19 protein-coding genes and 1 tRNA gene are annotated in these 24794 nt (G+C 74.4%); 3 read left to right on the forward strand and 17 right to left on the reverse strand.

Going from position 1 to position 24794, the window contains the following annotated elements; genetic code table 11:
- Nucleotides 1-31 precede the first annotated feature (31 nt).
- Nucleotides 32-937 carry a beta/alpha barrel domain-containing protein gene (locus tag OO54_RS12045; RefSeq protein WP_033202849.1) on the reverse strand — a complete coding sequence of 302 codons (906 nt, stop codon included), beginning with the start codon at nucleotides 935-937 and terminating at the stop codon, nucleotides 32-34.
- 3 nt (nucleotides 938-940) lie between these two features.
- Nucleotides 941-1156 carry a hypothetical protein gene (locus OO54_RS12050; protein WP_033202850.1) on the reverse strand — a complete coding sequence of 72 codons (216 nt, stop codon included), beginning with the start codon at nucleotides 1154-1156 and terminating at the stop codon, nucleotides 941-943.
- Nucleotides 1157-1401: 245 nt separating this feature from the next.
- Here OO54_RS12050 and OO54_RS12055 point away from each other — a divergent pair, with 245 nt between their 5' ends.
- The gene (locus OO54_RS12055) at nucleotides 1402-2505 is read left to right on the forward strand and encodes a helix-turn-helix transcriptional regulator (RefSeq protein WP_033202851.1); all 1104 of its coding nucleotides are present in this window, start codon (nucleotides 1402-1404) and stop codon (nucleotides 2503-2505) included.
- A 42-nt stretch (nucleotides 2506-2547) separates the two neighbouring features.
- On the opposite strand, the gene OO54_RS12060 is transcribed toward OO54_RS12055, so the two are convergent.
- The 4 genes from OO54_RS12060 to OO54_RS12075 all read right to left on the reverse strand — a co-directional run bounded on the left by OO54_RS12060 (nucleotide 2548) and on the right by OO54_RS12075 (nucleotide 5842).
- Nucleotides 2548-2621, reverse strand: a tRNA-Thr gene (locus OO54_RS12060).
- A gap of 85 nt (nucleotides 2622-2706) precedes the next feature.
- A complete protein-coding gene (locus OO54_RS12065; protein WP_033202852.1) occupies nucleotides 2707-4266 on the reverse strand; it encodes an alpha/beta hydrolase in 1560 nt (519 codons plus the stop codon).
- Nucleotides 4267-4366: 100 nt separating this feature from the next.
- A complete protein-coding gene (locus OO54_RS12070) occupies nucleotides 4367-5569 on the reverse strand; it encodes a DNA polymerase III subunit delta' (RefSeq protein ID WP_033202853.1) in 1203 nt (400 codons plus the stop codon).
- Nucleotides 5570-5662: 93 nt separating this feature from the next.
- Complete coding sequence (locus OO54_RS12075; RefSeq protein ID WP_017240108.1) at nucleotides 5663-5842, reverse strand: hypothetical protein; 180 nt, start codon at nucleotides 5840-5842, stop codon at nucleotides 5663-5665.
- Between the two features lie 188 nt (nucleotides 5843-6030).
- Here OO54_RS12075 and OO54_RS12080 point away from each other — a divergent pair, with 188 nt between their 5' ends.
- Both OO54_RS12080 and OO54_RS12085 read left to right on the forward strand, forming a co-directional pair.
- Nucleotides 6031-7287, forward strand: a complete 1257-nt coding sequence (locus OO54_RS12080; protein WP_033202886.1) for a sensor histidine kinase — start codon at nucleotides 6031-6033, stop codon at nucleotides 7285-7287.
- Complete coding sequence (locus OO54_RS12085; RefSeq protein ID WP_017240110.1) at nucleotides 7275-7919, forward strand: LuxR C-terminal-related transcriptional regulator; 645 nt, start codon at nucleotides 7275-7277, stop codon at nucleotides 7917-7919. Before OO54_RS12080 ends, OO54_RS12085 begins: the two co-directional genes overlap by 13 nt.
- Nucleotides 7920-7930: 11 nt before the next feature.
- Here the strand turns inward: OO54_RS12085 and OO54_RS12090 are convergent, their stop codons facing one another.
- From OO54_RS12090 to OO54_RS12140, 11 genes are all read right to left on the reverse strand, one after another.
- On the reverse strand, nucleotides 7931-10516 hold the full coding sequence (locus tag OO54_RS12090) for an FtsX-like permease family protein (RefSeq protein WP_033202854.1): 2586 nt from the start codon (nucleotides 10514-10516) through the stop codon (nucleotides 7931-7933).
- Nucleotides 10513-11364, reverse strand: a complete 852-nt coding sequence (locus tag OO54_RS12095) for an ABC transporter ATP-binding protein (protein WP_033202855.1) — start codon at nucleotides 11362-11364, stop codon at nucleotides 10513-10515. The genes OO54_RS12090 and OO54_RS12095 overlap by 4 nt, the downstream gene beginning before the upstream one ends.
- A gap of 119 nt (nucleotides 11365-11483) precedes the next feature.
- Nucleotides 11484-14852, reverse strand: a complete 3369-nt coding sequence (gene tmk, locus OO54_RS12100) for a dTMP kinase (protein WP_200146803.1) — start codon at nucleotides 14850-14852, stop codon at nucleotides 11484-11486.
- 185 nt (nucleotides 14853-15037) lie between these two features.
- Complete coding sequence (gene topA, locus OO54_RS12105; protein ID WP_033202856.1) at nucleotides 15038-17875, reverse strand: type I DNA topoisomerase; 2838 nt, start codon at nucleotides 17873-17875, stop codon at nucleotides 15038-15040.
- Nucleotides 17876-18138: 263 nt separating this feature from the next.
- Nucleotides 18139-18336: a hypothetical protein gene (locus OO54_RS12110; protein ID WP_017240114.1), complete on the reverse strand. Its 198-nt coding sequence runs from the start codon at nucleotides 18334-18336 to the stop codon at nucleotides 18139-18141.
- 235 nt (nucleotides 18337-18571) lie between these two features.
- On the reverse strand, nucleotides 18572-19363 hold the full coding sequence (locus tag OO54_RS12115; RefSeq protein ID WP_051786875.1) for an ABC transporter permease: 792 nt from the start codon (nucleotides 19361-19363) through the stop codon (nucleotides 18572-18574).
- Between the two features lie 14 nt (nucleotides 19364-19377).
- Complete coding sequence (locus OO54_RS12120) at nucleotides 19378-20151, reverse strand: ABC transporter permease (protein WP_033202857.1); 774 nt, start codon at nucleotides 20149-20151, stop codon at nucleotides 19378-19380.
- A complete protein-coding gene (locus tag OO54_RS12125) occupies nucleotides 20148-21239 on the reverse strand; it encodes an ABC transporter ATP-binding protein (protein WP_033202858.1) in 1092 nt (363 codons plus the stop codon). The genes OO54_RS12120 and OO54_RS12125 overlap by 4 nt, the downstream gene beginning before the upstream one ends.
- A 111-nt stretch (nucleotides 21240-21350) precedes the next feature.
- The gene (locus OO54_RS12130; RefSeq protein WP_033202859.1) at nucleotides 21351-22355 is read right to left on the reverse strand and encodes an ArsR/SmtB family transcription factor; all 1005 of its coding nucleotides are present in this window, start codon (nucleotides 22353-22355) and stop codon (nucleotides 21351-21353) included.
- The gene (locus OO54_RS12135; RefSeq protein WP_051786876.1) at nucleotides 22352-23902 is read right to left on the reverse strand and encodes a N5-glutamine methyltransferase family protein; all 1551 of its coding nucleotides are present in this window, start codon (nucleotides 23900-23902) and stop codon (nucleotides 22352-22354) included. The genes OO54_RS12130 and OO54_RS12135 overlap by 4 nt, the downstream gene beginning before the upstream one ends.
- 94 nt (nucleotides 23903-23996) lie before the next feature.
- Entirely contained in the window at nucleotides 23997-24677 is a 681-nt protein-coding gene (locus tag OO54_RS12140; RefSeq protein ID WP_033202860.1) for a hypothetical protein, read from the reverse strand.
- Between the last annotated feature and the right edge of the window lie 117 nt (nucleotides 24678-24794).

Raw genomic sequence — 24794 nt, forward strand, 5'->3', positions numbered from 1 at the left:
CCCGTCGACTCAGAGAACGGGGCCCGTCGGCTCAGGGGCCGGCGTGCGGGTCCAGTCCCCGCACCGCCGAGACCGGGATGCGGGCGAGGCCGGCCATGACCTGACGGGGCCCGGCCCCCCACCCGTACCGCCGCTTCAACGGGGCGACATGGGTGGCGATGAGCGCGAGCAGGGGCGTGAGGTCGGCGGGTGCGGCGCCCAGCAGGGCGAGCAGCTGCTCGGTGCGGGTCAGCCCGGCGCCGGGACCGATCCCGTGCACGGCGGTGTCCTGCCAGGTGGCACCGGCGCTACCGGCGACGACCGTGTTGTGCAGGGCGAAGCCCTGGTTGTCGTGGGCGTGGATGCCGACGGGCGCGGTGACCGCGGCGCGGGTGGACTGGACGAGTTCGATGACCCGCTCAGGGCGGAACGAGCCGAGCGAGTCGACGAGGAACACGGCGTCGAGGGGACCGAGCGCCGCGGCCTCGCCGAGACAGCGGTCGAGTTCGGGGTAGGAGGCGAGGTCGATGTCGGTGAGGAAGAGACAGACGCCGAGCCCGGCCTCCCGCAGGCGGTGCAGCGGGGCGGCGACGCGGGCCACCCGGTCGTACCGGACGGCGAGCCGCACCAGGCCGACGGGCGCGGAACCGGCGGCGAGCGCCTCGGCGATCCGGCCGGCGGCGGCGGTCGCCGCGGTGTCCGTGACGGGCAGCAGGGCGGTGTCGAGCAGGACGGAGAAGCGCGGCCCGTACCGCTCGTCGTGGTCTTCGGGAAGGGGGACCGGCAGCAGGTCGCCGAAGGGGGCTCCCGGGCCGTCAGGGTCGTGGACGGTGCCCAGCTCGACGATGTCGACGCCGACCCTCCCGCAGACCGCGAGGTAGTCGGCGGCCAGCGCGGGGGGTACGGAGCCGCCGGTGAGCTGCCCGCCGGTGCGCAGGGTGCAGTCGAGCAGGGTCATGGGTCATCCCCAGCCGGTGTCGTGGGTTCCCGCACCGGCGACCGGCACGCTCCGGCCCGTGCCGTCGGCGCCGTACGTGCCGCTCAGGACGCTCGCACCCCACCCGGTGTCGTCGGCGCCGGTGCCGACGGCGGCCTGGGTCGCGGTGACGGTGGCCAGACCCGCGAGGCCGGTGATCAGCGTGGTGGCGAGGAGGCTGCTGCGGATCCGCCGCTTCATGTCGGGTGCTCTCTTTCCGCGAGGGGGCGTCACGAGGACGCCGCGAGGAGGTCACGAGGGGACCGTGAGGAGGTCGTGATGGTCTGCGATGGGTTGCGAGCTTCACGGGCTGTGCGCGCTTGGTGAGCTTTGACCTTGTGGGCGGTGGGATGAACGTATCCCGCGACTGCATGCCTATGGGTCCGACCGCATGGCTCATGAGCCTGCATGGCAGCAACAGGACGCCATGACAAACGGGGGACAACATGTCGATAACGGACAGAAGGCACGGCTCCGGCAGCACTCGAACACCCCGGGAAGCCGACCCGGGGACCGCCCTCCCCGGACCGCCCACCGACGAGAGGGCCACCACCGACGACGACCCGCTGAGCCGCGTCTACGGCCGCGTCCTCGACCGCGACCCGGCACGGCCCGCAGCCCACCCCACCGAGCTCGCGGAAGAACTGCAACTCCCTCTCGCCCGAGTGGAATCCGCCGTCTCCGCCCTCCTCGACATGGGCCTGCTGCGGCGCACCCCGGAACGCGCCGTACTGCCCGTCGCACCCGACGAGGCCGTCCAGCGCACCCTCGGACCCCTCGAACGCGAGATGCGCGCCCGCCGCCGGCACATGGAACGCAGCCGCGAACAGCTGATGGCGTTCATGCCGCTCTACGAGTCACACCTGCGCCGCCTCACCCACCTGCGGCAGACGGAACACGTCGAGCTGCTCACCGACCTCCGCTCGGTACGGGAGGCCATCACCGAACTGGGCCGCACCTGCGAACGCGAGGTCCTCACCGCCCAGCCGGGCGGCGGCCGGCGCGCCGAGGTCCTGGAGGAAGCCGTGGCCCGCGACGAGGAACTCCTGCGCCGCGGCGTCCGCATGCGCATGCTCTACCAGCACACCGCCCGCTTCTCCGCCGGCACCTGCGCCTACGTCGAGCGGGTCGGCCGGCTCGGCGCCCAGGTCCGCACCCTCGACGACGAGTTCATGCGCCTCCTCGTCTTCGACCGCACCACGGCGGTCATCCCGGTGCCCGACGACCCCCAGGCCGCCGTCCTGATCCGCGAGCCGCACGTGGTCGCCTTCATGACCGGCGCCTACGAACGCCTCTGGCTCGAAGCCCTCCCCTTCGAGACCGAATGGGACCGCCAGACCATCATGGACATCTCCGACGAGCTCAAGCAGACCATCATCCGCCTCCTCACCGAAGGCCTCACCGACGCCGCCATCGCCCGCCGCCTCGGCCTCTCCGTCCGCAGCTGCCGCCGCCACGTCGCCGACGTCATGTCCGCCCTGGGCGCCGAAAGCCGCTTCCAGGCCGGCTACCTCCTCGCCCAACAGGACACCCCCGCCCTCAGGGCATGAAAAAGCCCCAGGTCACGGCGAGTGAGTCCTGGGGCTGATCCGAGCCGCCTTCGGGATTCGAACCCGAGACCTACGCATTACGAGTGCGTTGCTCTGGCCAACTGAGCTAAGGCGGCATGCTGTGCAGACACATCGTGGGTGCAGCAGCGCGGCCAAGTCTACACAGTTTCCGGGGGTGGTCCGACCACCCCTGGATCAGGGCTATGAGCAGCGCTTTCCGTCCTGGGGAGGGGTGCCTTCCAGGAGGTAGGCGTTGATGGCGGTGTCGATGCAGTCGCTGCCGCGGCCGTAGGCGGTGTGGCCGTCGCCCTCGTAGGTGAGGAGGGTGCCGGAGGAGAGCTGGTCGGCGAGGGAGCGGGCCCACTGGTACGGGGTGGCGGGATCGCGGGTGGTGCCGACGACGAGGATGGGGGCGGCGCCGGCGGCGGTGATGCGGTGGGGCCGGCCGGTGGGCGGTGTGGGCCAGTAGGTGCAGTTGAGGGCGGCCCAGGCGAGGCCGGCGCCGAAGACCGGGGAGGCCTTCTCGAAGGAGGGGACGGCCTTGCCGGCGTCGGCGGGGGCGGCGTAGGCGGGCGGGAGGTCGAGGCAGTTCACGGCCGCGTTGGCGAACATCAGGTTGGCGTAGGTACCGTCCGCCTCGCGCTCGTAGTAGCTGTCGGCGAGGGCGAGGAGGTTCGAGCCCTCGCCGCTGATGGCCCGGGTGAGGGCCTCGCGCAGCTGGGGCCAGGCGCCCTCGTCGTACATGGCGGCGATCACGCCGGTGGTGGCGAGGGACTCGCCGAGCGCGCGGCTCTCGCCGGTGGGCACCGGCTCGGCGTCGACGTCGCGGAAGAACGTCTTCAGCGCCTGGCCGGCCGCCGCGACCGACTCGGTGCCGAGGGGGCAGTCCGGCGTGCGGACGCAGTCGGCGGCGAAGGCGCGGAAGGCGGTCTCGAAGCCCGCGGTCTGGTCGCGGTTGAGGTCGACCGCGGGGAGCGACGGGTCCATCGCGCCGTCGAGGACGAGGCGGCCGACCCGGGCGGGGAACAGCTCGGCGTAGGTGGCGCCCAGGAAGGTGCCGTACGACGCCCCCACGTACGTGAGCTTCTCGTCGCCGAGCACCGCCCGCAGGATGTCCATGTCTCGGGCCGTCTCGACGGTGGAGACGTGCGGGAGGATCGCGCCGGACTTCTTCTCGCAGCCGGCCGCGAACTCCTTGAAGGCGGCGCTGAGCGCGTTGACCTCCGCCGCGTCGTCGGGCGTCTGGTCGACCTGGGTGTACGCGTCCATCTGCGGGCCCGTCAGGCAGTCGACCGGCTCGCTGCGGGCGACTCCGCGCGGATCGACGGCCACCATGTCGTAGCGGGCGCGGACGGGTGCGGGGTAGCCGATGCCCGCGTACCCCTGGAGGTAGCCGACGGCGGAGCCGCCCGGCCCGCCGGGGTTGACCAGGAGCGAACCGAGCCGCTTCCCGGGGCCGGTGGCCCGCACCCGCGAGACGGCCAGCTTGACGTCCCCGGCCTCCGGTTTCGCGTAGTCGAGCGGCGCGAGCAGCGTCGCGCACTGGAAGTCCGTGACGCCGCAGTCGCGCCAGGTCAGCTTCTGCCCGTAGTACTTCTTCAGCGCCGCGGCCACGGGCGTGGCGGCGGATCCCGCGGCCGTGGGGCCCGCCGGGGTGCTGCGGGAGGCGGCGGCGTCGCTTCCGCCCGTACAGCCGGAGAGGATCAGTCCGGCGGCCGCCAGGGCCGTGGCGGACGTGCGGAGCAAACGCCTGGAGTCCATTCCCGGAGCGTATCCGGCCGGGTACGCACCGTGTCCAATCGCGATTCCCCCCTCCCGGGGCGTGACCCGCCGGACCAGGGCGTGACCCGCCGGACAGGCCCTAGTCGCGCAGGGCCAGGGTCATCGCCTCCATGGCGAGGAGCGGGGCCACGTTCCGGTCGAGTGCCTCGCGGCAGGCGAGGATCGACTCGATGCGGCGGAGGGTCCGCTCGGGGGTGGAGGCGCGGGCGACCCGCTCGATGGCGTCCCGCACGTCCGTGTTGGCCAGGGCGGAGCGGGAGCGGAGCTGGAGGGCGAGCACGTCGCGGTAGAAGCCGGTCAGGTCGGTCAGCGCCAGGTCGAGGCTGTCGCGCTGGGTGCGCGTCTTGCGCCGCTTCTGGTCCGCTTCCAGGTCCTTCATCACGCCGGCCGTGCCGCGCGGCAGCCGGGCGCCCGGGGCCACGCCGAGGGCCGCCTTCAGCTCCTCGGTCTCCTTGGTGTCCAGCTCCTCGGCGACCTGCTTCGCGTCCTCCTCCGCCACGTCGAAGAGTTCCTGGGCGGCCTTGAGGCAGCCACCGACGTCCTCGACGCGCAGCGGCACCTTGAGGACGGCGGCCCTGCGGGCGCGGGCCCGCTCGTCGGTGGCGAGCCGCCGGGCCCGGTCGACGTGTCCCTGGGTGGCGTGGGCTGCCGCGTACGCCGCCTCCGGCTCGATGCCGTCGCGCCGTACGAGCACGTCGGCGACGGCCGCCACCGACGGCGTGCTCAGGTTCAGGTGGCGGCAGCGCGAGCGGATCGTGGGCAGCACGTCCTCCAGGGAGGGCGCGCAGAGCAGCCACACGGTCCGCTGGGCGGGCTCTTCCACGGCCTTGAGGACGGCGTTGGCCGACTTCTCGTTCAGCCGCTCGGCGTCGGCCACGAGGATCACCTGCCAGCGGCCGTTCGCCGGCGCCGTGTACGACTTGCGCACGGTGTCGCGCATGTCCTCGGCGCGGACCACGGCACCGATGGCCTTGACCGTGGTCACGTCGGCGTGGGTGCCGACCAGCGCGGTGTGGCAGCCGGTGCAGAACCCGCAGCCCGGCGCTCCGCCCAGCGCCCGGTCGGGGCTCACGCACTGCAGCGCGGCGGCGAACGCCCGCGCCGCGGTCTCCCGGCCGGCTCCCGGGGGGCCCGTGAACAGCCAGGCGTGGGTCATCTTCGAGGCCTCGGGCGCGGGCTCGCCGGCGGCATGGGCGGTCACGAGCGCGTCGGCGTCGCGCGCGGCGGCGGCGAGCTGCTCCTCGACCCGTGTCTGTCCGACCAGGTCGTCCCATACGGCCATGTCTGCCCCTCCTCAGGTACGCACTCCATTGTGGGGCAGTCCTCTGACAACCCCCGCCGGACGCGGAGCGGCACGCCACATCGCCGCGTCACCTCACGACCGGGCCCCGTCGCGGGGCCGGGTCAGCCAGAGGCCCGCGGCCGAGCCGAGCAGGACCGTGCCGGTGCAGACGCTCCCCGCGACCTGGAGGCCGCCGGTCCACCCGGCGAAGGTGCTGATGAAGACGTTGGCGACGACGCTCGCGGCGAGCAGCAGCCAGAGAAGGGCGCGCATGGGATGCCTCCGTGAAGTGGGTCGGGTTCCCGGTGGGCCGGGTTCCGGACGGGCCGGGGCCGGCGGTGGTCGCCGGCGGCTCTTCGATCCTCGTCCGCGGCGGGCCCGCGCACAGCGGTGCCCGCCCCCGGAGCGATGGTGTAGCCCGCTCCACCGTCTCCCCGGCGGCGGCCGCCTACCCTGTCTCCATGCGCGAGGCGATCAAGGAAGCGGCCAGGGGGTGGCTCCATCTCACTATCGGGGCCGCGATCTCGCTCTTCTGCTACCTGATGGTGGGCGTCGCCCTCTTCACCGCGTTCCTCACCGCCACGGTCATCGGCGCCGGCGTGCTCCCCGAGAGCGTGCTGCTGCTGCGCCGGATGGCCGGCTGGGAACGCCGCCGTACGGCCGCCTGGACCGGGACGCCCGTCCCCGAGGCGTACCTTCCGCTCGAAGGGCCGCTCCCCGCGCGCGTGCGGACGGCCGTCACCGACCCCGGCACCCGGCGGGACCTGGTGTGGGCCGCCGCGCAGCTGCTCTACGGCTCGGTGCTCTGGTACCTGTCGCTGATCGTGTGGGCGCCCGCGCTGCTGGTCGACGGGGTCTGGACCGGGCTCGCGGGGCGGCGCCCGGTGGCCCTGCCGCTGATCGGCCGGCTGGCCGGACTCGCGGCCGACTGGTCGCGGGCACTGCTCACGCCGACCCCGTCGGCCGCCCGGGACGCCGCGCTGGCCGCCCGCATCGAGCAGCTGACGGCCACCCGGGCGGGCGCGGTCGCCGCGCACGGTGCCGAGCTGCGCCGGATCGAACGCGACCTCCACGACGGCGCTCAGGCCCGTCTGGTGGCGCTCTCCATGCGGATCGGCCTTGCCCGAAGGGTGTACGACTCCGATCCCGCGGCCGGCCGCAAGCTCCTCGACGACGCCCAGACGCAGGCCGAGGAGGCCCTCGCCGAGCTGCGGCACGTGGTCCGCGGCATCCACCCGCCGATCCTCACCGACCGCGGTCTGACCGGAGCGGTACGCGCCCTCGCCGCGAGCAGCGGCCTGGAGGTCGCGGTCTCCGTGACCGGCCTCGCCGACCACACGGGCACCGGAGACGGCCACGACCGGGACGCCTCGACCGGTCACGGTCACGGCGGGAACGGCTCGGCCGGGCACGGCACCGCCCCCCGCGCCCCCGCCGCCGTCGAGGCCGCCGCGTACTTCGTCGTCGCCGAGGCCCTCACGAACGCCGCCAAGCACAGTGGTGCCGCCCGCGCGTCCGTCGGCCTCGCACGCGAGCGGACCGGCCTGCGCGTGCACGTGCGGGACGAGGGCCGGGGCGGGGCCGAGGCGCGGGAAGGCGGCGGGTCAGGGTTGACGGGCATGCGCCGTCGCGTGGCGGCGCTCGACGGCACCGTACGTCTGACCAGCCCCGAAGGGGGCCCGACCGTGATCGAAGTGGAGCTTCCGTGCGTGTGGTGATCGCCGAGGACAACGCCCTCCTGCGGGAGGGCCTGGTCCTGTTGCTGACCTCCTCCGGCCACGAGGTCGCCGGGGTCGCGGCCACCGGCCCCGAGATCCTGCCGCTGCTCCTGGAGCACCGCCCGGACGTGGCCGTCCTCGACGTGCGGATGCCGCCCGGCTTCCGCGACGAGGGGCTGCGGGCGGCGCTCGCGGCGCGGGAGGCGCTGCCCGGCCTGCCGGTGCTCGTGCTCTCCCAGTACGTGGAGGAGACGTACGCGGCGGAGTTGCTGGGCGGCGGCGCGCGGGGTGTCGGCTACCTCCTGAAGGACCGGGTGGGGAGGGTCGACGAGTTCCTGGACGCCCTGGAACGGGTCGCCTCCGGCGGTACGGCCCTGGACCCGGAGGTCGTCACCGAGCTGCTGGCCCGCCGCCGCGACGACCCGCTGGACTCCCTCACGCCCCGCGAGCGGGAGGTCCTGGAGCTGATGGCGCAGGGCCTCGACAACGGCACGATCGCCCGCTCGATGGTGGTCACCGAGCGGGCCGTGCACAAGCACATCGGCAACGTCTTCGCGAAGCTCGGCCTGCCGCCGAGCGATGGCGGCGGCCACCGCCGGGTCCTCGCCGTGCTGGCGTACCTCGACGCCTGAGGGGCGTCGGGTCAGTTCCCCGCCCGGCGTCCCGCGCCGGGCAGGAACACCCCGGCCGCCACCGTCACCACCACCGTCCCGACGATGAGCCCCGCTTGCGCGGGCGGCAGGTACGGCAGGCCGCCGGTCAGTGCCCAGGCGAAGGCAGTGAGCGGCAGGGCGGCCACCGCGGCCCCGACGAGCAGGCCCGTCGCGGTGAGGAATCCGGCTTCGAGGCCGAGCATCCGGCGCAGCTGACCGGCCGAGGCGCCCACCTGGCGCAGCAGCGCCAGCTCCCCGCGGCGCCCCGCGGCGATCAGGGCGAGGGTGCTGAGGACCGCGAGGAGGGTGAGCCCGCCGATGGCGGCGACCACGGCGGCCGACACGATCCCGTTCAGTTCCGCCCCGGGAAGCGTGACCTGCTCGGGCACGACGGAACCGCCCGTCGAGGTCAGGCCCGTGGACGTGCGGCCCGCAGACATCAGGCCCGTGGACGTCGGGCCCGCCGGGCCGGGTTCCGTGGCGGCCAGTACGCGCGCGGGGTACGGATCGCTCATGTGCGGGGCCAGTTCGGTCTTCGGCAGCAGGAACTCGCCGAGGGCGAGGGAGCGTTCGTACACGGCCACCACCCGAAGCCGCTTCGGCGTCCCGTCGCCGAGCCGCAGCTCGACCGTCGAACCGGGCTTGACTTCAAGGGAGTCGGCCGTGGTCGCCCCGACGGCGACGGTGCCGGGCCGGCCGAGTCCGGCCAGGTCGCCCGTGACGACGCCGGGGTCGAGCGTGCCCGCCAGACCGGCGGCGTCCACGCCGAGGACGGGGAGCCGGTCGAGGCGCGGCGATCCGGCCTGCGTGCGGGCCAGGACGACCGTGGAACGCAGCACGTCCGTGGCCGACTTCACCCCCGGCAGTCGCCGCACCCGTTCCGCCGTCGTGCCGGAGAACGCGAGGTCGGCGGTGGTCGCGGCCCGCGCCTGTTCCGCGGCGGCACGTTCCATGGTCGTGCCCGCCGAGAGCTGCACGAGCGCGAAGGCGGTGACGAGGACGACGGGGACGAGCGCGGCGCCGAGGCGGCGCGAGTGCGCGGTCGCCGCCGCCGCCGTGAGGCGTCCGGGCGCGCCGCCGAACCACCGGAACGGCCGGTCCAGGACCGTCATCGCGGCCCGCGCGATCCACGGACCGAGCAGCGCGCAGCCGATGACCAGCGTCACCGTGGCCGCCCCGGCGGCGGCCGCGGCCGCGTCGCCTCCCTGGGCGGTGGCGGTACCGGCCGCCGTGGCGCCGAGCACGAGCAGCGCGATCCCGAAGGCGCGGCGCGCACCGCCCTTCCCCGGGCGGCCTGGGCGCCGCGCGGCGAAGAGGACGACGAGCCGGGTGATGCCCACCACGACGGCGACGACGACGAGGACACCGGCGAACAGCCAGGCCGGGGCGGGAAGTTCGAGGCCCTCGGGGACGACTCCGGTACGGCCCCGCAGCGTCGACCGCAGTGTGAGGAACACCGGTACGGCCGTGAGCGCGCCGAGCAGCGCCGCCGCCGCCGCGACCCGGGTCACCTCCCGGCCGGCCGCCGCCCGCACCTGGCGGGGCGTCGCGCCGACGGACAGCAGCAGGTCCCGCTCGGCGGAGCGTTGCCCGAGCGCCTGAGCGACCAGGGAGGCGAGCACGAGGACGGCGACGAGGACGATCGTCCCGGAGACGGCGGCGAGCATCTGGAGGAGGTCCGCGCGGGCGGGCAGCGCGGCGAGGTGCTCGGCCCCGCCCCGGCCGTCGCCGGTGAGCGCCCGGAGCGGCTGCCCCGCGGCGGTGTCCTTCAAGCCCACGGCGTCCAGGGCGGCCCGCACGCGCGCGTGGAGGGTGTCCACCGGTACGCCGGGCTCGCCGAGGACACCGACGGCGTCCACGGACCCCGGGTGTCCGGCGAGCCTCCGCGCCTCCCCCGCCGTGAAGTACAGCGCGGCCGGCCCGTCCGCCACGCCGACGACCGTACGCCCGGCGACGGTGTCCCCGACCCGCGGACCGCCGCGGCCCCCGGCCCCGCCGCCGACGGCACCCGCACCCGCACCCGCACCCGCACCCGCACCCGCACCCGCACCCGCACCCGCACCCGCGACGATCTCCCCGGCCTCCCGGGGTTCCCGGCCGTCGACCAGCCGGTACGGAGCGAGCGCGGCAGCCTCCCAGGACCGCCCGGTGTAGGTACGCGCCCCGGCGGCCGCGCCGGCGGCCGGTGCGGCCTGCGCACCCGCACCCGCATCCCGTACGACGAACGTGTCGTCCGGTACGGCCGTCCGGACGCCGGGGACCGCGCGGAGTACGTCGACGGCGGCCGCCGGCACGCGTACCCGCTCGGTGAGACCGGCCGTCGTCGTGGTGGGCTCGCTGCCCCACGGGGTGGCCGTCCAGCGGACCGCCTGGTCACCGGCGACGACGACGGGCGCGGCCGCGAACCGCTCCACGCGCGCGTGGCCGAGCCCGGCCGAGCCGAGGGCGAGGGCCAGGGCGCCGAGCAGCGCGGAGGTGACGGCGACGGCCGCGAACACGGCGGCCCACGCCTTGCGGTGCGTCCGCAGCGACCGGGCGGCGAGCAGCTCGACCGCCTGGTTTCCCGGCCGGATCATCGCGCCACCGCCCCGAACCGCCCGGCCCCGGCGAGAGCGCCCCGCACATCCCGTGCGCCGGCTCCGGCGCGGAGGCCCCGCGCCTCCCGCGGCCCGGCCTCGGCGCGGACGCCGAGGGCCTCCCGTACGCCGGTCTCGTCCGGGTGGTCGAGGCGGCCGACGAGCCGGCCGCGCTCCAGGAACACGGCTTCGTCCGTCCAGGCGGCGGCGACCGGGTCGTGGGTGACGAGGACGACCGTGCGGCCCCGCTCGTCGACGGCGCGGCGCAGGAGCGCGAGGACACCGGCGGCGGTGACCGGGTCGAGGGCGGCGGTGGGCTCGTCGGCGAAGACGACCTCGGGTTCGTTGACGAGGGCACGGGCGATCGCGACCCGCTGGCGCTGGCCGCCGGAGAGGTGCTCGGGGGTGTCGTCGGCGCGGTCGGCGAGGCCCACGGCGTCGAGACCGGCCAGGGCGCGGGCGTCGAGCGCCGGGCCGCCGCGGGCTCCGGCGAGGAGCAGCGGCAGGGTGACGTTCTCGCGGACGTTCAGGGCGGAGACGAGGTTGAGCGACTGGAAGACGAAGCCGATCCGGTCGCGCCGGAGCCGCGTGAGACCGGAGGCCTTCAGGGTGGCGAGGTCGGTGCCGCCGATCCGTACCGTTCCGGCCGTCGGCCGTTCGAGGCCGGCGGCGCAGCGCAGCAGTGTGGACTTGCCGGAGCCCGACGGACCCATCACCGCCACGAACCGGCCGCGCGGCACGGCCAGGCTCACCCCGTCGAGCGCGGGTGCGCCGCCTCCGTACGTCCGGGTCACCCCGTCCAGGGCGAGGGCCGCCGCACCGCTCTCCGTCACTGCTGTCGTCATCATGCCGACAACGCTAGAAAAGCGCAGGTCACATCGGTATGGGGCTGGCTTCCGGGTGGGGGGTGGAGCTAGCTACACCCCCCACCGGGCGCGAAGCCGGCCACACCCCCGCCGGGGGACGTTCAGCGGCGGCGGCCGTCGTCCTCGTCGTCGTGCGGGCCGAACAGCTCGTCGGCGAGGGTCGGCAGGTCGTCGAGCGGGGTCTCCTCGGCCCAGTCGGAGCGGCGGCGGGGCCGGCCGTTCTCGTCGAGCTGGGGCAGCTCGCGGGTGCGGTCGTTCGCCCCGTACGGCTCGTCGCGCTCGTCGCGGAAGATGCCCTGCGGGACCCGGTCGGCGGGGTCGGACGCGCGGGGGGCACGTACCGGAGCGGTGTCGCGTACGGGAGGCAGGACCGCGGTCTCGTCGGCGTCCCGGGTCTCCCGGACCCGGGGCAGGACGGCCGTCTCGTCGGCCGCGGGCCGTACGACGGGGGTGGCCACGGTGACCTCGTTCGGCGAGACCTTCGGCTCGTCCGGCTTCACGATCGGGGTCTCCACGGTGACCGCGTCCGGCTTCACGATCGGGGTCTCCACGGTGACCTCGTTCGCCGACTCCTCGGCGGCACGGGCCGCCTTCTCGGCGGCCAGTCGCTCGGCCTCGGCCTTCTTCTCCGCGGCTGCCTTCGCCGCCTCGGCCCGCTCCGCCGCGGCCTTCTCCGCGGCGGCCCGCTCGGTGGCGGCCTTCTCCTGGGCGGCCTTCGTGGCGGCGGCCCGCTGGGCGGCGGCCTGCTCGGCGGCGGCTCGTTCCGCCGCCGCCTTCTCGGCTGCGGCCTTGGCGGCGGCCTCGGCCGCGACCTTCTCCGCGGCCGCCCGCACCGCGGCCTCCTCGGCCGCCTTCGCGGCGGCGGCGGCCTCGGCCATCCGGCGGGCCTCCTCGGCGCGGAGCAGTGCCTCTTCGGCCTTGCGCTGCTTCTCCAGGCGGCGTTCCTCGGCCTCCGCCCGGAGCCGGGCCTCCTCCTCGGCCTCCTTGCGGAGCCGCTCCTGCTCCTCCTGGCGGGCCTTCTCCTCGGCGGCGAGGCGCTTGCGCTCCTCCTCGGCGGCGAGCTCCGCGGCGATCCGGGCCTCCTCGGCCTGGCGGCGGGCCTCCTCCGCCTGCCGTTCGGCCTCCACGCGGCGGGCCTCTTCCTCCTCGCGCCGCTTGCGCTCCTCCTCCTCGGCGCGGAGCTTGGCGAGCTGCGCCTGCCGCTCTCGCTCCAGGCGCTCCTCCTCGGCCTTGCGGGCGGCCTCTTCCTCGGCCTGGCGGCGGGCGTCCTCCTCGGCCTTCCGGCGCGCCTCCTCGGCGGCCTTCACCTCGGCCTCGGAGAGCGGCAGCATCCGGTCGAGCCGGTGGCGTACGACGGTGGTGACGGCCTCCGGCTCCTGGCCGGCGTCGACGACGAGGTAGCGGCTCGGGTCGGCGGCCGCGAGGGCGAGGAACCCGGCCCGTACGCGCGCGTGGAACTCCGGCGGCTCGGACTCCAGCCGGTCGGGGGCCTCGGTGAACCGTTCCCTCGCGGTCTCCGGGGAGACGTCGAGCACCACGGTCAGGTGCGGGACGAGTCCGCTGGTCGCCCAGCGGGAGATGCGGGCGATCTCGGTCGGGGACAGGTCGCGGCCCGCGCCCTGGTAGGCCACGGACGAGTCGATGTACCGGTCGGAGAGGACGATCGCGCCCCGCTCCAGGGCCGGTCGGACCAGGGAGTCGACGTGCTCGGCGCGGTCGGCCGCGTACAGCAGGGCCTCGGCGCGGTTCGAGAGCCCCGCCGACGACACGTCGAGGAGGATCGAGCGGAGCCGCTTGCCGATCGGGGTGGCGCCGGGCTCGCGGGTGACGACGACCTCGTGGCCCTTGGCGCGGATCCAGTCGGCGAGGGCCTGGACCTGCGTGGACTTACCGGCGCCGTCGCCGCCCTCCAGGGCGATGAAGAAGCCGGTCGTGGAGGGCGCCTGGACCGGGTCGGAGCCGCGCAGCGCGTCGCGCAGGTCGCGGCGGAGCGGTACCCCGGCGCGGTCGTCGGTCTTCGCGAGGACGAGCGCGGCGACGGGCAGCAGCAGGGCGCCGACGAGGACGAGCGTGAAGGCGGCGCCGCCGTGCGCGAGGACGAAGTCGCCGGAGGCGAGCCGGTGCGGGCCGATCGCGGCGGCGAGGAGCGGCGCGGCGAGCGCGCCGACGGCCATGCCGACGCGGGCTGCGGCCTGGAGGTGTTCGGTGGTCCGGGCCCGGCGGGGCTCCTCGGTCTCCTGGTCGACGAGGTGGTGGCCGGTGTTCGCGGCGACCCCGGCGGCGTACCCGGCGAGGACGGCGAGGAACAGCACGGTCGCCGTGTCGGGCACCAGGCCCATCGCGATCAGGGCGACACCGGTGACGGCGGTGACCAGGGCCAGCAGCCGGCGCCGGGACAGGACGGGCAGGACGGAGCCGGCGGTGCGGATGCCGACGGCGGTGGCGCCGCTGAGCGCCAGGACGAGCAGCGCGTACGTGACGGGGCCGCCGCCCAGGTCGTACGCGTGGAGGACGGCGACGGACGCGGCGGCGGCGATGGCCCCGGCGACGGTGGCGCAGGTCAGGACGAGCAGCGGCAGGGCGCCGGTGCGGCCCTTCTCGGCCGCGGCCTTCCCGTCCGGCGCGGTGCCCTTCCCGGCGGTCGGACGGCGCAGGCCTTCGAGGGGCGAACGGGGCCGGGGCGTCTCCCCGCCGGGCAGCGCCATGGCGTACACGACGGTGACGGAGGCGGCGAAGAGCCCGGCGGCGACGTACGAGCCGAGGGCGGCCTGGTGCAGCGAGAACCAGTCGAGTCCGGCGCCGAGCAGGTTCCCGATGAGGGTCGCGACGAGCAGGGCGGCGGCCGCGGCCGGGACGGCGAGGAAGCCGGTGCGCTGCGAGAGCCTGCGCAGGGCGCCGAGGTGGTCGGGCAGCGGCCGTACGGCGGCGCCCTCCAGCGGCGGTGCGGGCAGCAGCGCGGGCGCGGCGCTCTCGCGGCCGATCGTCCAGAGCCGCTCGGCCGCACCGGTGACGAAGACGGTGCCGAGCAGGTACCAGAGCGCGGCCGAGGGGGTCCAGTCGATCCACAGCGGGGCGACGACGAGCAGCGCGATCCGCACCCCGTCGGCGCCGATCATGGTCCAGCGCCGGTCGAGGGCGCCGCCGGGGCCGGTGAGCGCGGTCAGCGGTCCGAGCAGGACCGCTCCGAAGACGACCGTGGCCAGCAGGCGCGCGCCGACGACGGCGGCCACGGCGAACGCGGCGCCCCGGTAGCCGCCCCCGAGCGCGCCCTCGGAGACGGCCGCCTGCAGGCCGAGGAGGACGAGCACGAGGAGGGCGAGGGCGTCGCCGGTGCTGCCGAGCGCGTGGGCGCTCCACAGCCGGCGCAGCGGCTGGTGGCGCAAGAGGGCGCTGACGGCGCGCTCCCGGGAATCCGCGACGAGGGCGGCGTCGGAATCACCGAGGCGGTCTGGCTGCTCTGCTCGCGTCATCCGTCCACCCTATCCGGACGCCCTCGCTCACCGCGGCCTCCGCCCGAACATCCGGACGAGGCTGTGACGGGACGGCGACGGGGGCGGAGACACCCGGTCTCCGCCCCCGTCGTCCCGCGCGCCCTCCGCCCGGCGTACCGGGCGGTTCCGCGAGCGCTCCGCGCCGCCGTCCGGCGCGGTGGGTACTACTCCGGCTTGGCCGCCGCCGTCTTCTTGGCGGTGGTCGTCTTCTTCGCCGTCGTGGTCTTCTTCGCGGCGGTCTTCTTGGCGGTGGTGGTCTTCTTCGCCGCGGTCTTGGTGGCCGTCTTCTTCGCGGTGGCCTTCTTCGCCGGGGCCTTCTTGGCGGCTTTCTTCGCCGGTCCCTTGGCCCGCTTCTCCGCGAGGAGCTCGTAGCCGCGCTCCGGCGTGATGTCCTCCACGCTGTCGCCGGTGCGCAGGGTGGCGTTGGTCTCGCCGTCGGTCACGTACGGGCCGAAGCGGCCGTCCTTGACGACCACGGGCTTCTCGCTGACCGGGTCGGTGCCCAGCTCCTTCAGCGGCGGCTTGGCCGCGGCCCGGCCACGCTGCTTCGGCTGGGCGTAGATCGCGAGCGCCTCTTCGAGGGTGATCGTGAAGAGCTGCTCCTCCTCGGTGAGCGACCGCGAGTCCGTGCCCTTCTTCAGGTACGGGCCGTAGCGGCCGTTCTGCGCGGTGATCTCGACGCCCTCGGCGTCCGCGCCGACGACCCTGGGCAGGGACATCAGCCGGAGCGCGTCCTCCAGGGTGACGGTGTCGAGGGCCATCGACTTGAAGAGGGAGGCCGTGCGCGGCTTCACCGCGTTCTTGCCGGTCTTCGGGGTGCCCTCGGGCAGGATCTCGGTGACGTACGGGCCGTAGCGGCCGTCCTTCGCGACGATCTGGTTGCCGCTGACCGGGTCGGTGCCCAGCTCGAAGTCGCCGCTCGGCTTGGCGAGCAGTTCCTCGGCGTGCTCGACGGTCAGCTCGTCGGGCGCGAGGTCGTCGGGGACGTCGGCGCGCTGGTGGCCCTCGGCGTCCTTCTCGCCGCGCTCGACGTACGGGCCGTAGCGGCCGACGCGGAGCACGATGCCGTTGCCGACGGGGAACGAGGAGATCTCGCGGGCGTCGATGGCGCCGAGGTCGGTGACGAGTTCCTTGAGGCCGCCGAGGTGGTCGCCGTCGCCGTTCCCGGCGTCCGCCGCACCGCCGGAGGCGGCCGTGCCGGCCTCGCCCTCACCGAAGTAGAAACGCTTCAGCCACGGCACGGACTGGGCTTCGCCCCGCGCGATGCGGTCGAGGTCGTCCTCCATCCGGGCGGTGAAGTCGTAGTCGACGAGCCGCCCGAAGTGCTTCTCCAGGAGGTTGACGACGGCGAAGCTCAGGAAGGACGGCACGAGGGCCGTGCCCTTCTTGAAGACGTAGCCGCGGTCGAGGATGGTGCCGATGATCGACGCGTACGTCGACGGGCGGCCGATCTCGCGCTCTTCGAGCTCCTTGACCAGCGAGGCCTCGGTGTAGCGGGCCGGCGGCTTGGTCGCGTGCCCGTCGGCCGTGATCTCGTCGGCCGTCAGGGCGTCGCCCTGGGCGACCTGCGGCAGGCGCCGCTCGCGGTCGTCGAGCTCCGCGTTCGGGTCGTCGGCCCCCTCCACGTACGCCTTCATGAAGCCGTGGAAGGTGATCGTCTTGCCGGACGCGCTGAACTCGGCGTCGCGGCCGTCGGCCGCGCGGCCGCCGATCTTCACGGTGACCGAGTTGCCGGTGGCGTCCTTCATCTGGGAGGCGACGGTCCGCTTCCAGATGAGTTCGTAGAGACGGAACTGGTCGCCGGTCAGGCCGGTCTCCGCCGGGGTGCGGAAACGATCACCCGAAGGGCGAATCGCCTCGTGCGCCTCCTGCGCGTTCTTGACCTTGCCCGCGTAGACGCGGGGCTTCTCCGGCAGGTAGTCGGCGCCGTACAGCTGCGTGACCTGGGCCCGGGCCGCCGCGACGGCGGTGTCGGACAGGATCGTGGAGTCCGTACGCATGTAGGTGATGAAGCCGTTCTCGTACAGCTTCTGCGCCACCTGCATGGTCGCCTTCGCACCGAAGCCCAGCTTGCGGCTCGCCTCCTGCTGGAGGGTCGTGGTCCGGAAGGGCGCGTACGGCGAGCGGCGGTACGGCTTCGACTCGACCGAGCGCACGGAGAACGCGGTGTCGGCGAGCGCGGCGGCCAGGGCCCGCGCGTTCGCCTCGTCCAGATGGAGGACGCTCTCGGTCTTCAGCCGGCCGTCGGCGCCGAAGTCACGGCCCTGCGCGACCCGCTTGCCGTCGACCGACGCGAGGCGTGCGACCAGCGAGGACGGGTCGGAGGCGTCACCGGTGCGGCCGGTGCCGAAGGTGCCGGTGAGGTCCCAGTACTCGGCGGAGCGGAAGGCGATGCGCTCGCGCTCCCGCTCGACGACGAGACGGGTGGCGACGGACTGCACGCGGCCGGCGGACAGCCGCGGCATGACCTTCTTCCACAGGACCGGCGAGACCTCGTAGCCGTACAGCCGGTCGAGGATGCGGCGGGTCTCCTGGGCGTCGACCATGCGCTGGTTCAGCTCGCGCGGGTTGGCGACGGCCTCGCGGATCGCGTCCTTGGTGATCTCGTGGAAGACCATCCGGTGGACCGGGACCTTGGGCTTCAGGACTTCCTGGAGGTGCCACGCGATGGCCTCGCCCTCGCGGTCCTCATCGGTGGCGAGGAAGAGTTCGTCGGACTCGGCGAGGAGCTCCTTGAGCTTCCTGACCTGCGCCTTCTTGTCGGCGTTGACGACGTAGATGGGCTGGAAGTCGTGCTCGACGTCGACCCCGAGGCGGCGCACCTCGCCGGTGTACTTCTCCGGCACCTCGGCGGCGCCGGAGGGGAGGTCGCGGATGTGCCCGACGCTCGCCTCGACGACGTAGCCGGGGCCGAGGTAGCCCTTGATCGTCTTCGCCTTGGCAGGCGACTCGACGATGACGAGTCGGCGGCCGCCGGGTGCGGTCTCGCTGGTCGGGGACAACTTCGCTCTTCTCTCCGGGATCGACACTCTCTTGGCACGTACGGCACTGGCACGCACGGCAGCGGCACGGACGGTGACGCTCCCGTCGCTGCGGAGTGTGACGGTACAACCCGCCCCCGTGTCAAACGGCGAAAGCCCGCAACGGCCACTCGAACGGTAACCCGAGTTTTGGCATTCCTGCCGCCCGGACCGTCGGACGGGCGGGGCGGGCACCCGGGCCGGGGCCGTCGCCGGCCCGATCACGGGCGGGACCTGGGCAGGGCTCAGAGGCGGCCGAAGCACCAGAGGCCGAGGGCCAGGAAGGCGGCACCCGAGAGGCCCGTCAGCGCGGCCGCGGTGCGCGGGGCGACCCCGTACACCACGGGCTCACGGTGCAGCGAGCGCACGGTGGTCCACAGCAGCAGCGCGCCTCCGAACAGCGTGAACGCCGCCCCCGCGAAGATCGCCGGCCCGCTCTCCATGCCCGTACCCCGTTCCGTCCACGTGCGGTGTTCTTCGTCTCCCGGGGCCGAGGCTGGCACCTCCGGGCGTCGTGGGCGCGAATTCCGGGTGAACGACGCGGGGCGCCCCGGGCGGTTTCACGAAGATGGCCGGTAGTGACCCATTCCTCACTCCTCTTTTTCCCCTCCCCCTTCCTCCCCCACCCCTCGCCCCGCCCCTCCCCGCTGCCCCTCCCCTGACGTCGCGTCTCTTCCGTCACATCGTGTCGAGCGTGGCCCGGCGCCGGCTGCCGCGCTCGAACACCCCGAGCAGCACGACGGCGAGCAGCGCCCATCCGCCGCCGACCGCGAGCTCGGCCCCGAGCAGCGCCCCGTCGAGGCCGGCGCCGGCGGTCAGCGCGCGGGCCGCGTCCGCCGCGTGCGTGAGCGGCAGCAGGTCGCCGGCCGTCCGCATCCACGCGGGCAGCGTCTCCCGGGGCACGGCGGCGCCCGTCAGGAGGAGCAGCCCCGAACTGGCCACGTTCGACACGAGGAACACGTCACGGAAGCGGAGCCCGAGCGCCCCGAGCGCCAGCCCGAACGCCGAGCAGGCGCCCGCCGCGACGAGCAGCACCAGACCGAGGCCGGGCAGCGCCCCGGCGGGCACGGGCAGCCCGAGCACCAGCGAGGCCGTGGTGAGCACGAAGGCGCTGACGAACAGCCCGTTGAGGACGTACGGGAGGGCTCGTCCGATCCACAGCGGGACCCGGTGCCGGGGCGAGAGCAGGACGGCCCCGAGGGTGCCGTAGCGCCGCTCGTTCGCGACGGCCATCGTGCCGCCGTACACGCAGGAGGCGGAAGCTGCGAGGACGGCGTTTCCGACGAGGTGGAAGCGGTCGTCGGCGACACCGAGTTCCCTGCCCAGGAAGACGAAGAAGAAAACCTGGAGGAGCGGCCCCACCAGCAGGGTTCCGATGAACATCGGCGGGGTGGTCCAGTTGAACAGGGCCCGGTAGGAGATCGCCCCGCCGACGACGACGAGCCGGGCGGTGCCGAGGAAACGGAACATGTCTCTCTGGCCTTTCAGGTGAGGGCGAGGGTGGCCGCGGCGCGCGCCCGGCGCTCCACACGACCGAGGACGAGGACGGCGGCCAGGGCGTACGCGGCGCCGAGCGCGACGGCCACCAGCAGCGGCCCGCCGACGTCCCCGCCGGAGGTCGCCGCGTGCACGGCCCGGGCGCCCCAGGTCGTGGGCAGCGCCCAGGAGACCGGGTGGGTCCAGACGGGCAGCACCGTCACGGGCACGAGGAGCCCGGACAGCAGCCAGACGGGGGTGTCGAGCGGGTTGGCGAGGGCGTTGGCGTTGCGCAGCAGGACGAACGTGGCGGCGAGCAGCAGCCCCATCATGCCGAGCGCCAGGACGCAGACCGGGACGGCGACCAGGAAGAGCAGCGGGTGCGCGAAGTCGAGCGGCACGTCGAAGAGCAGCACGCCCCACAGCACCGTCGCCCCCATCGCGTAGGTGCCGATGACGGCGGTCGCGAGGGTGATCGGCAGCAGGACGAGCGCGAGCGGCGTCGGCGCGACGACCAGGGTCTCCAGGGTGCCGAGCCAGCGCTGGTTCTGCACGGCGCCGCCCGAGCCGAAGAGCACCGAGCCCCAGATGCCCATGAGTCCGGCCCCGACGGAGGCCGTGAGCAGCCGGTCCGGGTCGCCGGCGGCGCGGAACAGGTAGACGGCGAGGGTCGCGTAGACGATCGGGACGAGGACGGCGAAGGTGATCTCGATCGGGGAGCGCGACATGTACGAGACGTGCGTCCGCACCCCGACGCCGACCAGCCGCAACACGCGCCTCACGCGGACACCTCCGCCGTGCCCTGGGCCTCGGCGGCGCCCTGAGCCTCCGCGGCCCCGGCGGGTGCGGGTCCCGCCGCTTCCGCCTCGCCCGCCGGGGCGGGGCTCGCGCTGCCGCCCGTCGCCTCCTCGACGATCGCGATGTAGGCGTCCTCCAGGGAGGGTTCACGGCTCGTGACCCGCCCGATCCGGATGCCGTCCAGCGCGGCGAGCACGGGTCCGTGCAGGTCGGAGGCTCCGCGGCCGGTCTGCACGGTCACCGTCTGGAGGGCGCCCCGGTCCTCGGCCGACGCACCCCGCACCCCGGGCACCCGCCTCAGCCGGTCGAGGCGCTCCTCGTCCACCCCGTACGCCTCGATCTCCAGCACGTCCCGTTCCCGCACCAGGGACTTGAGGCTGTCGGGGGTGCCGAGGGCGCGGATCCGGCCGCCCGCGATGACGGCGATCCGGTCGCAGAGTTCGTCGGCCTCGGCCATGTAGTGGGTGGTGAGCAGCACGGTGGTGCCGGCCGCGGCCAGGTCGGCGACGGTGCGGCGCAGGTCGCGGGCGGCGACGGGGTCGACGCCGATGGACGGCTCGTCGAGGAAGAGGACGTCGGGGCGGTGCAGCAGGCCGCGGGCGATGTGGAGACGCTGTCGCATGCCGCGCGAGTAGCCCTCGACGCGCTCCTTCTCCCGGCCCAGGAGGCCCACCAGGTCGAGGAGTTCGGCGATGCGCCGCTTCTGCTCGCGGGCCGGGACGCCGTACAGCTCGGCGAAGTAGCGGAGGTTGTCGAGCGCGGAGAGCCGGTCGTACAGGCCCCGGTCGCCGCCGAAGACGTACCCGATCCTGCGGCGTACGGCGACGGGGTCGCGGGCCACGTCGTGCCCGAACACGCGCGCCGTGCCGGAGGTCGGCAGGAGCAGGGTGTTGAGCATCTTGATGGTGGTGGTCTTCCCGGCGCCGTTGGGCCCGAGCAGGCCGAACAGTTCACCCGGCGCCACCTCGAAGGTGACGCCGCGCACGGCCTCGGTCTCGGTGCGCCGGGACTTCGGCCACCCGGTCCTGCTGGTGTAGGTGCGGCGCAGCGCGTCCGCCTCGATTGCGAGCATGCGCCGGACGGTAGAAGCCGTCCACCGGCCGCATCCATCGATTCGGAAGCCCCCGAATCGTCACGCGCGCACGGCCCGCGGCTCGTGCGCGCCCCGGCCCGTGCGCGGCTCTCACGCCACCGCGTGCAGCACGCCTTCCCCCGCGAGGAGCGCGAGCAGGGCGCGGCCGGTGTCGGTGAGCTGGTAGTAGACCGAACGGCCGACCCGGTGCCGGGTGACGACTCCGGCCTCGGAGAGGACCGACAGGTGCTCGGAGACCGTGCTGGGCGCGAGTCCGAGGCGGTCGGCGAGCCCGGCCGTGGTCAGCGGGCCTCCCAGCTCGCGCAGGACCGCCGCGCGGCCCCGGCCGAGCATCAGACCGAGCCGGTCCTCGGCGACGGGCTCGGGCTGTTCGCGCAGGGCGGCGGCGCCGCGGGCCTGGAAGCTGAGGGCGAAGACCTCGGGGTCGTCCGTCGAGTACAGCCGGCAGCCCTCGGCGAAGACCAGCGGCACGAGGACGAGCCGCCGCTCTCCGGGCGCGTACTCGGCGTCGACGTACTTGGTCAGTTCGAGTACGGGCGGCTGCCACCGCCCCCGCGTCTCCAGGCCGGCGAACAGCGCGTCGACGCCCTCGGTCGCGAACGTCCTGGCCCGCACCAGCACCTCGTCCTCGACGAGCCGCCGCATCGTCGGCCAGTACGGCTCGACCGCGCCCTCCCAGTAGGCCGCGTACGCGTCGGCGAGGGCCGCGCAGGCCGCCTCCGGGTCCTTCAGGTACGGCTGCACGAAGGGCGCCTCGGCCATGCCGGGGTAGCAGGCGGCCACCTGGGCGCGGACGAACGCCGGGTCGGTGGCCCGCAGCGCTGCCAGCTCCTCGTGGACGTGGACCGTGCCGAACGGCCGGGGCAGCAGGAAGTCGGAGACGCCGTACCGCCCGTCGGCGAACAGGTCCCACAGCGGGCGCAGCCGGTCGTCCTCGCGCCACACCTCGCGCGCCTGCCCGACCCACTCCTGGTACGGCCAGGAGGGGTGCCGGTGCGGCAGCGCGAGGTGCATGGAGCAGAACGCGTCGCGCAGCGGGCTGATCGCGATCCGGGTCGCGCCGAGCGAGGCCTCGTCCAGTTCGATCCGTATCAAGCGCCGTGCTCCTCGGCGGACTCCGCTCCGGCGGGCAGCAGGAAGCCCTCCTCCACGAGCAGCCGGATCGCCTGTGGGGTGCGGTCCCGCAGGACGACCGGGTCCTCCCCCATGAGCTGCCCGATCGCGTCGAGGATGCGGCCGGCGCTGAGCGTGCCGTCGCAGACGCCCGCGAACCCGGCGCCGACGTGGTCGACCTTCGTGGCGCGGCGCATGCCCCGGTTCTGCCGGAGCACGACGTGCTCCGGGTCCTCGGCGCCGGGCAGCCCGACCTGTTCCTGCATCACCTCGGGCGCCAGCGTGAACCGGTCGGCGAGGAGTGCGGCGTCGTCGTGGGAGCGCAGGTAGTCCTGGCGCTCGAAGTGGGCGCGGACGGTGGGGCCGAGGGGCTGCTCGACCGGGTGCGGCCACTCCTCGACGAGGATCGACGGCTCGACCGCGCCGGACGCCACGGCGTCGTTGCGCCGGATCGTGATCCAGCCGAAGCCGATCGCGCGTGTCCTGCGGGCCTCGAACTCGTCGAGCCAGCGGTCGTACGCCGCCCGGTACGCGTCCGGGTCCCCGCGGTGGTCGCCGCTGTCCCGCAGCCAGAGCTCGGCGTACTGGGTGACGTCCTGGACCTCGCGCTGGACGATCCAGGCGTCGCAGCCGCGCGGCACCCAGGACCGCAGCCGGTCCTGCCACTCCTCGCCCTCGACGTGCTGCCAGTTGGCGAGGAACTGGGCGTATCCCCCGTCGTTGAGCCGCTCGCCCGCCTGCTGCACGAGCGTGCGGCACAGGTCGTCGCCGCCCATCCCGCCGTCCCGGTAGGTCAGCCGGGCGCCGGGGGAGATGACGAACGGAGGGTTGGAGACGATCAGGTCGTACGTGTCGCCGTCGACCGGCTCGAAGAGCGAGCCTTCGAGCAGCTCGGCCTCCCGGGCACCGGAGAGCGCGAGCGTGAGCCGGGTGAAGTCCAGGGCGCGCGCGTTGAGGTCGGTGGCGGTGACCAGGGTGGCGTGCTGCGCGGCGTGCAGCGCCTGGATGCCGGAGCCGGTGCCGAGGTCGAGCGCGGAGGAGACCGGCGTACGGACCGTGATCCCGGCGAGGGTGGTGGAGGCACCGCCGACGCCGAGGACGACGCCCTCGGCCTTCGTGCCGATGCCGCCCGCGCCGCCGACGGCGCAGCCCAGGTCGGAGACGATGAACCAGTCCTCGCCGTCCGGGCCGCCGTACGGCCGGATGTCGACCGTGGCGAGCACGTCGTCGTCCTCGCGGACCACCCAGCCGTCGTCGACGGCCTCCTCCAGCGGCAGCGCCGCCGCCGCGACGTCGTGGCCGACGGGCTGCTGGAGCAGGAAGAGCCGGACGAGGGTCTCCAGCGGGGAGTCGCCGCGGGTGGCGCGCAGGGCGGGCACGGTCTCGCTGCGGGCGAGCGCCGAATACGCCGGGGCGCCGAGCAGGTCGAGCAGTCCGTCGGCGGTGAAGCCGGCGGCGAGCAGTGCCTCGCGCAGACGGGCTGCGTGCGCGGGCACCGGGAGGCGGGGGGGCAGGCTGGTCGTACTCACCGCTCCATTGTGACGGCCGCCACCGACATCCGGGCCGCCGACCCGGCGACCGGCGGCCGATCGCCCCCGCCACCGGGTCCGCGGGGACCGGGTCCTACTCCTCGGACTTGCTCGCCGAGGGCTTGGCGGAGGGCTTGGCGGACGGCTTCTTGCTCGGGTCCGAGCCGGTGCCCGAGCCGTCCGAGGAGCCGGAACCGGAGTTCGGCGAGGCGGAGGCCTTCGGCGGGACCGAGGCCGTCGGCTTCTGGCAGCCGGGCTGCTTGGCCATCGCCTGGCCCAGCTGGCCCTCCTCCAGCTTCGACAGGGCGTTCTGGTCCATCTTCTCGATCTTGGTCAGGCCGTCGGCGACGCCCTGGAGGCCGTCCGCGAACTTCTGCTGGTTCGTCGGGTCCAGCGCGTCGACCTGCTTCTTGAGCCCCTCGTAGGCCACCGCGGTGGCGTTGAGCTCCTTGATGGCGTCCTGCTTGACCTTCTCGCCGTTCTCGACGGGCGGCGCGCCGGCGGCCTCGACGGCCTTGGCGAGGGCGCGGTCGGCGTCGGCGATGTCCTGGAACGCCTTCGAGTCGGCGGCCTGGATCTCGGCCGGCTTGCTGTCGGCCGCGGTCGAGATGATGATCTGGTGGGCGTCGGCCCGCTTCTGGATCTGGGGCTTCGCCTGGTCGCAGAACGTCTTCGCCCAGTCACCCACCTTGTCGCCCTCGTCGTCGCTGCAACCCGACAGCGCGAGCACCAGTACCGCGCCGCCGGACAGTGCGGCCGCAAACTTCTTGTTCAACGGATCGGTCCCTTCCAAGGCTCTCGGCCCCGGAACATACACGCCGAACGGGCTACTTCCACCTTTCGTAGGATTGATTCATCCCACATTGCAGCCTTTTGAACCAAGGGGTGAGCC

The sequence above is a fragment of the Streptomyces wedmorensis genome (assembly GCF_000716445.1).
GTDB classification, from domain to species: domain Bacteria; phylum Actinomycetota; class Actinomycetes; order Streptomycetales; family Streptomycetaceae; genus Streptomyces; species Streptomyces wedmorensis.

Excerpts from the sequence above, each read along its gene's own strand:
- OO54_RS12045 (WP_033202849.1), bottom strand. The coding sequence starts at position 937 with ATGACCCTGCTCGACTGCACCCTGCGCACCGGCGGGCAGCTCACCGGC.
- OO54_RS12050 (WP_033202850.1), bottom strand. The coding sequence starts at position 1,156 with ATGAAGCGGCGGATCCGCAGCAGCCTCCTCGCCACCACGCTGATCACC.
- OO54_RS12055 (WP_033202851.1), top strand. The coding sequence starts at position 1,402 with ATGTCGATAACGGACAGAAGGCACGGCTCCGGCAGCACTCGAACACCC.
- OO54_RS12065 (WP_033202852.1), bottom strand. The coding sequence starts at position 4,266 with ATGGACTCCAGGCGTTTGCTCCGCACGTCCGCCACGGCCCTGGCGGCC.
- OO54_RS12070 (WP_033202853.1), bottom strand. The coding sequence starts at position 5,569 with ATGGCCGTATGGGACGACCTGGTCGGACAGACACGGGTCGAGGAGCAG.
- OO54_RS12075 (WP_017240108.1), bottom strand. The coding sequence starts at position 5,842 with ATGCGCGCCCTTCTCTGGCTGCTGCTCGCCGCGAGCGTCGTCGCCAAC.
- OO54_RS12080 (WP_033202886.1), top strand. The coding sequence starts at position 6,031 with ATGCGCGAGGCGATCAAGGAAGCGGCCAGGGGGTGGCTCCATCTCACT.
- OO54_RS12090 (WP_033202854.1), bottom strand. The coding sequence starts at position 10,516 with ATGATCCGGCCGGGAAACCAGGCGGTCGAGCTGCTCGCCGCCCGGTCG.
- OO54_RS12095 (WP_033202855.1), bottom strand. The coding sequence starts at position 11,364 with ATGATGACGACAGCAGTGACGGAGAGCGGTGCGGCGGCCCTCGCCCTG.
- tmk (WP_200146803.1), bottom strand. The coding sequence starts at position 14,852 with ATGACGCGAGCAGAGCAGCCAGACCGCCTCGGTGATTCCGACGCCGCC.
- OO54_RS12110 (WP_017240114.1), bottom strand. The coding sequence starts at position 18,336 with ATGGAGAGCGGGCCGGCGATCTTCGCGGGGGCGGCGTTCACGCTGTTC.
- OO54_RS12115 (WP_051786875.1), bottom strand. The coding sequence starts at position 19,363 with ATGTTCCGTTTCCTCGGCACCGCCCGGCTCGTCGTCGTCGGCGGGGCG.
- OO54_RS12125 (WP_033202858.1), bottom strand. The coding sequence starts at position 21,239 with ATGCTCGCAATCGAGGCGGACGCGCTGCGCCGCACCTACACCAGCAGG.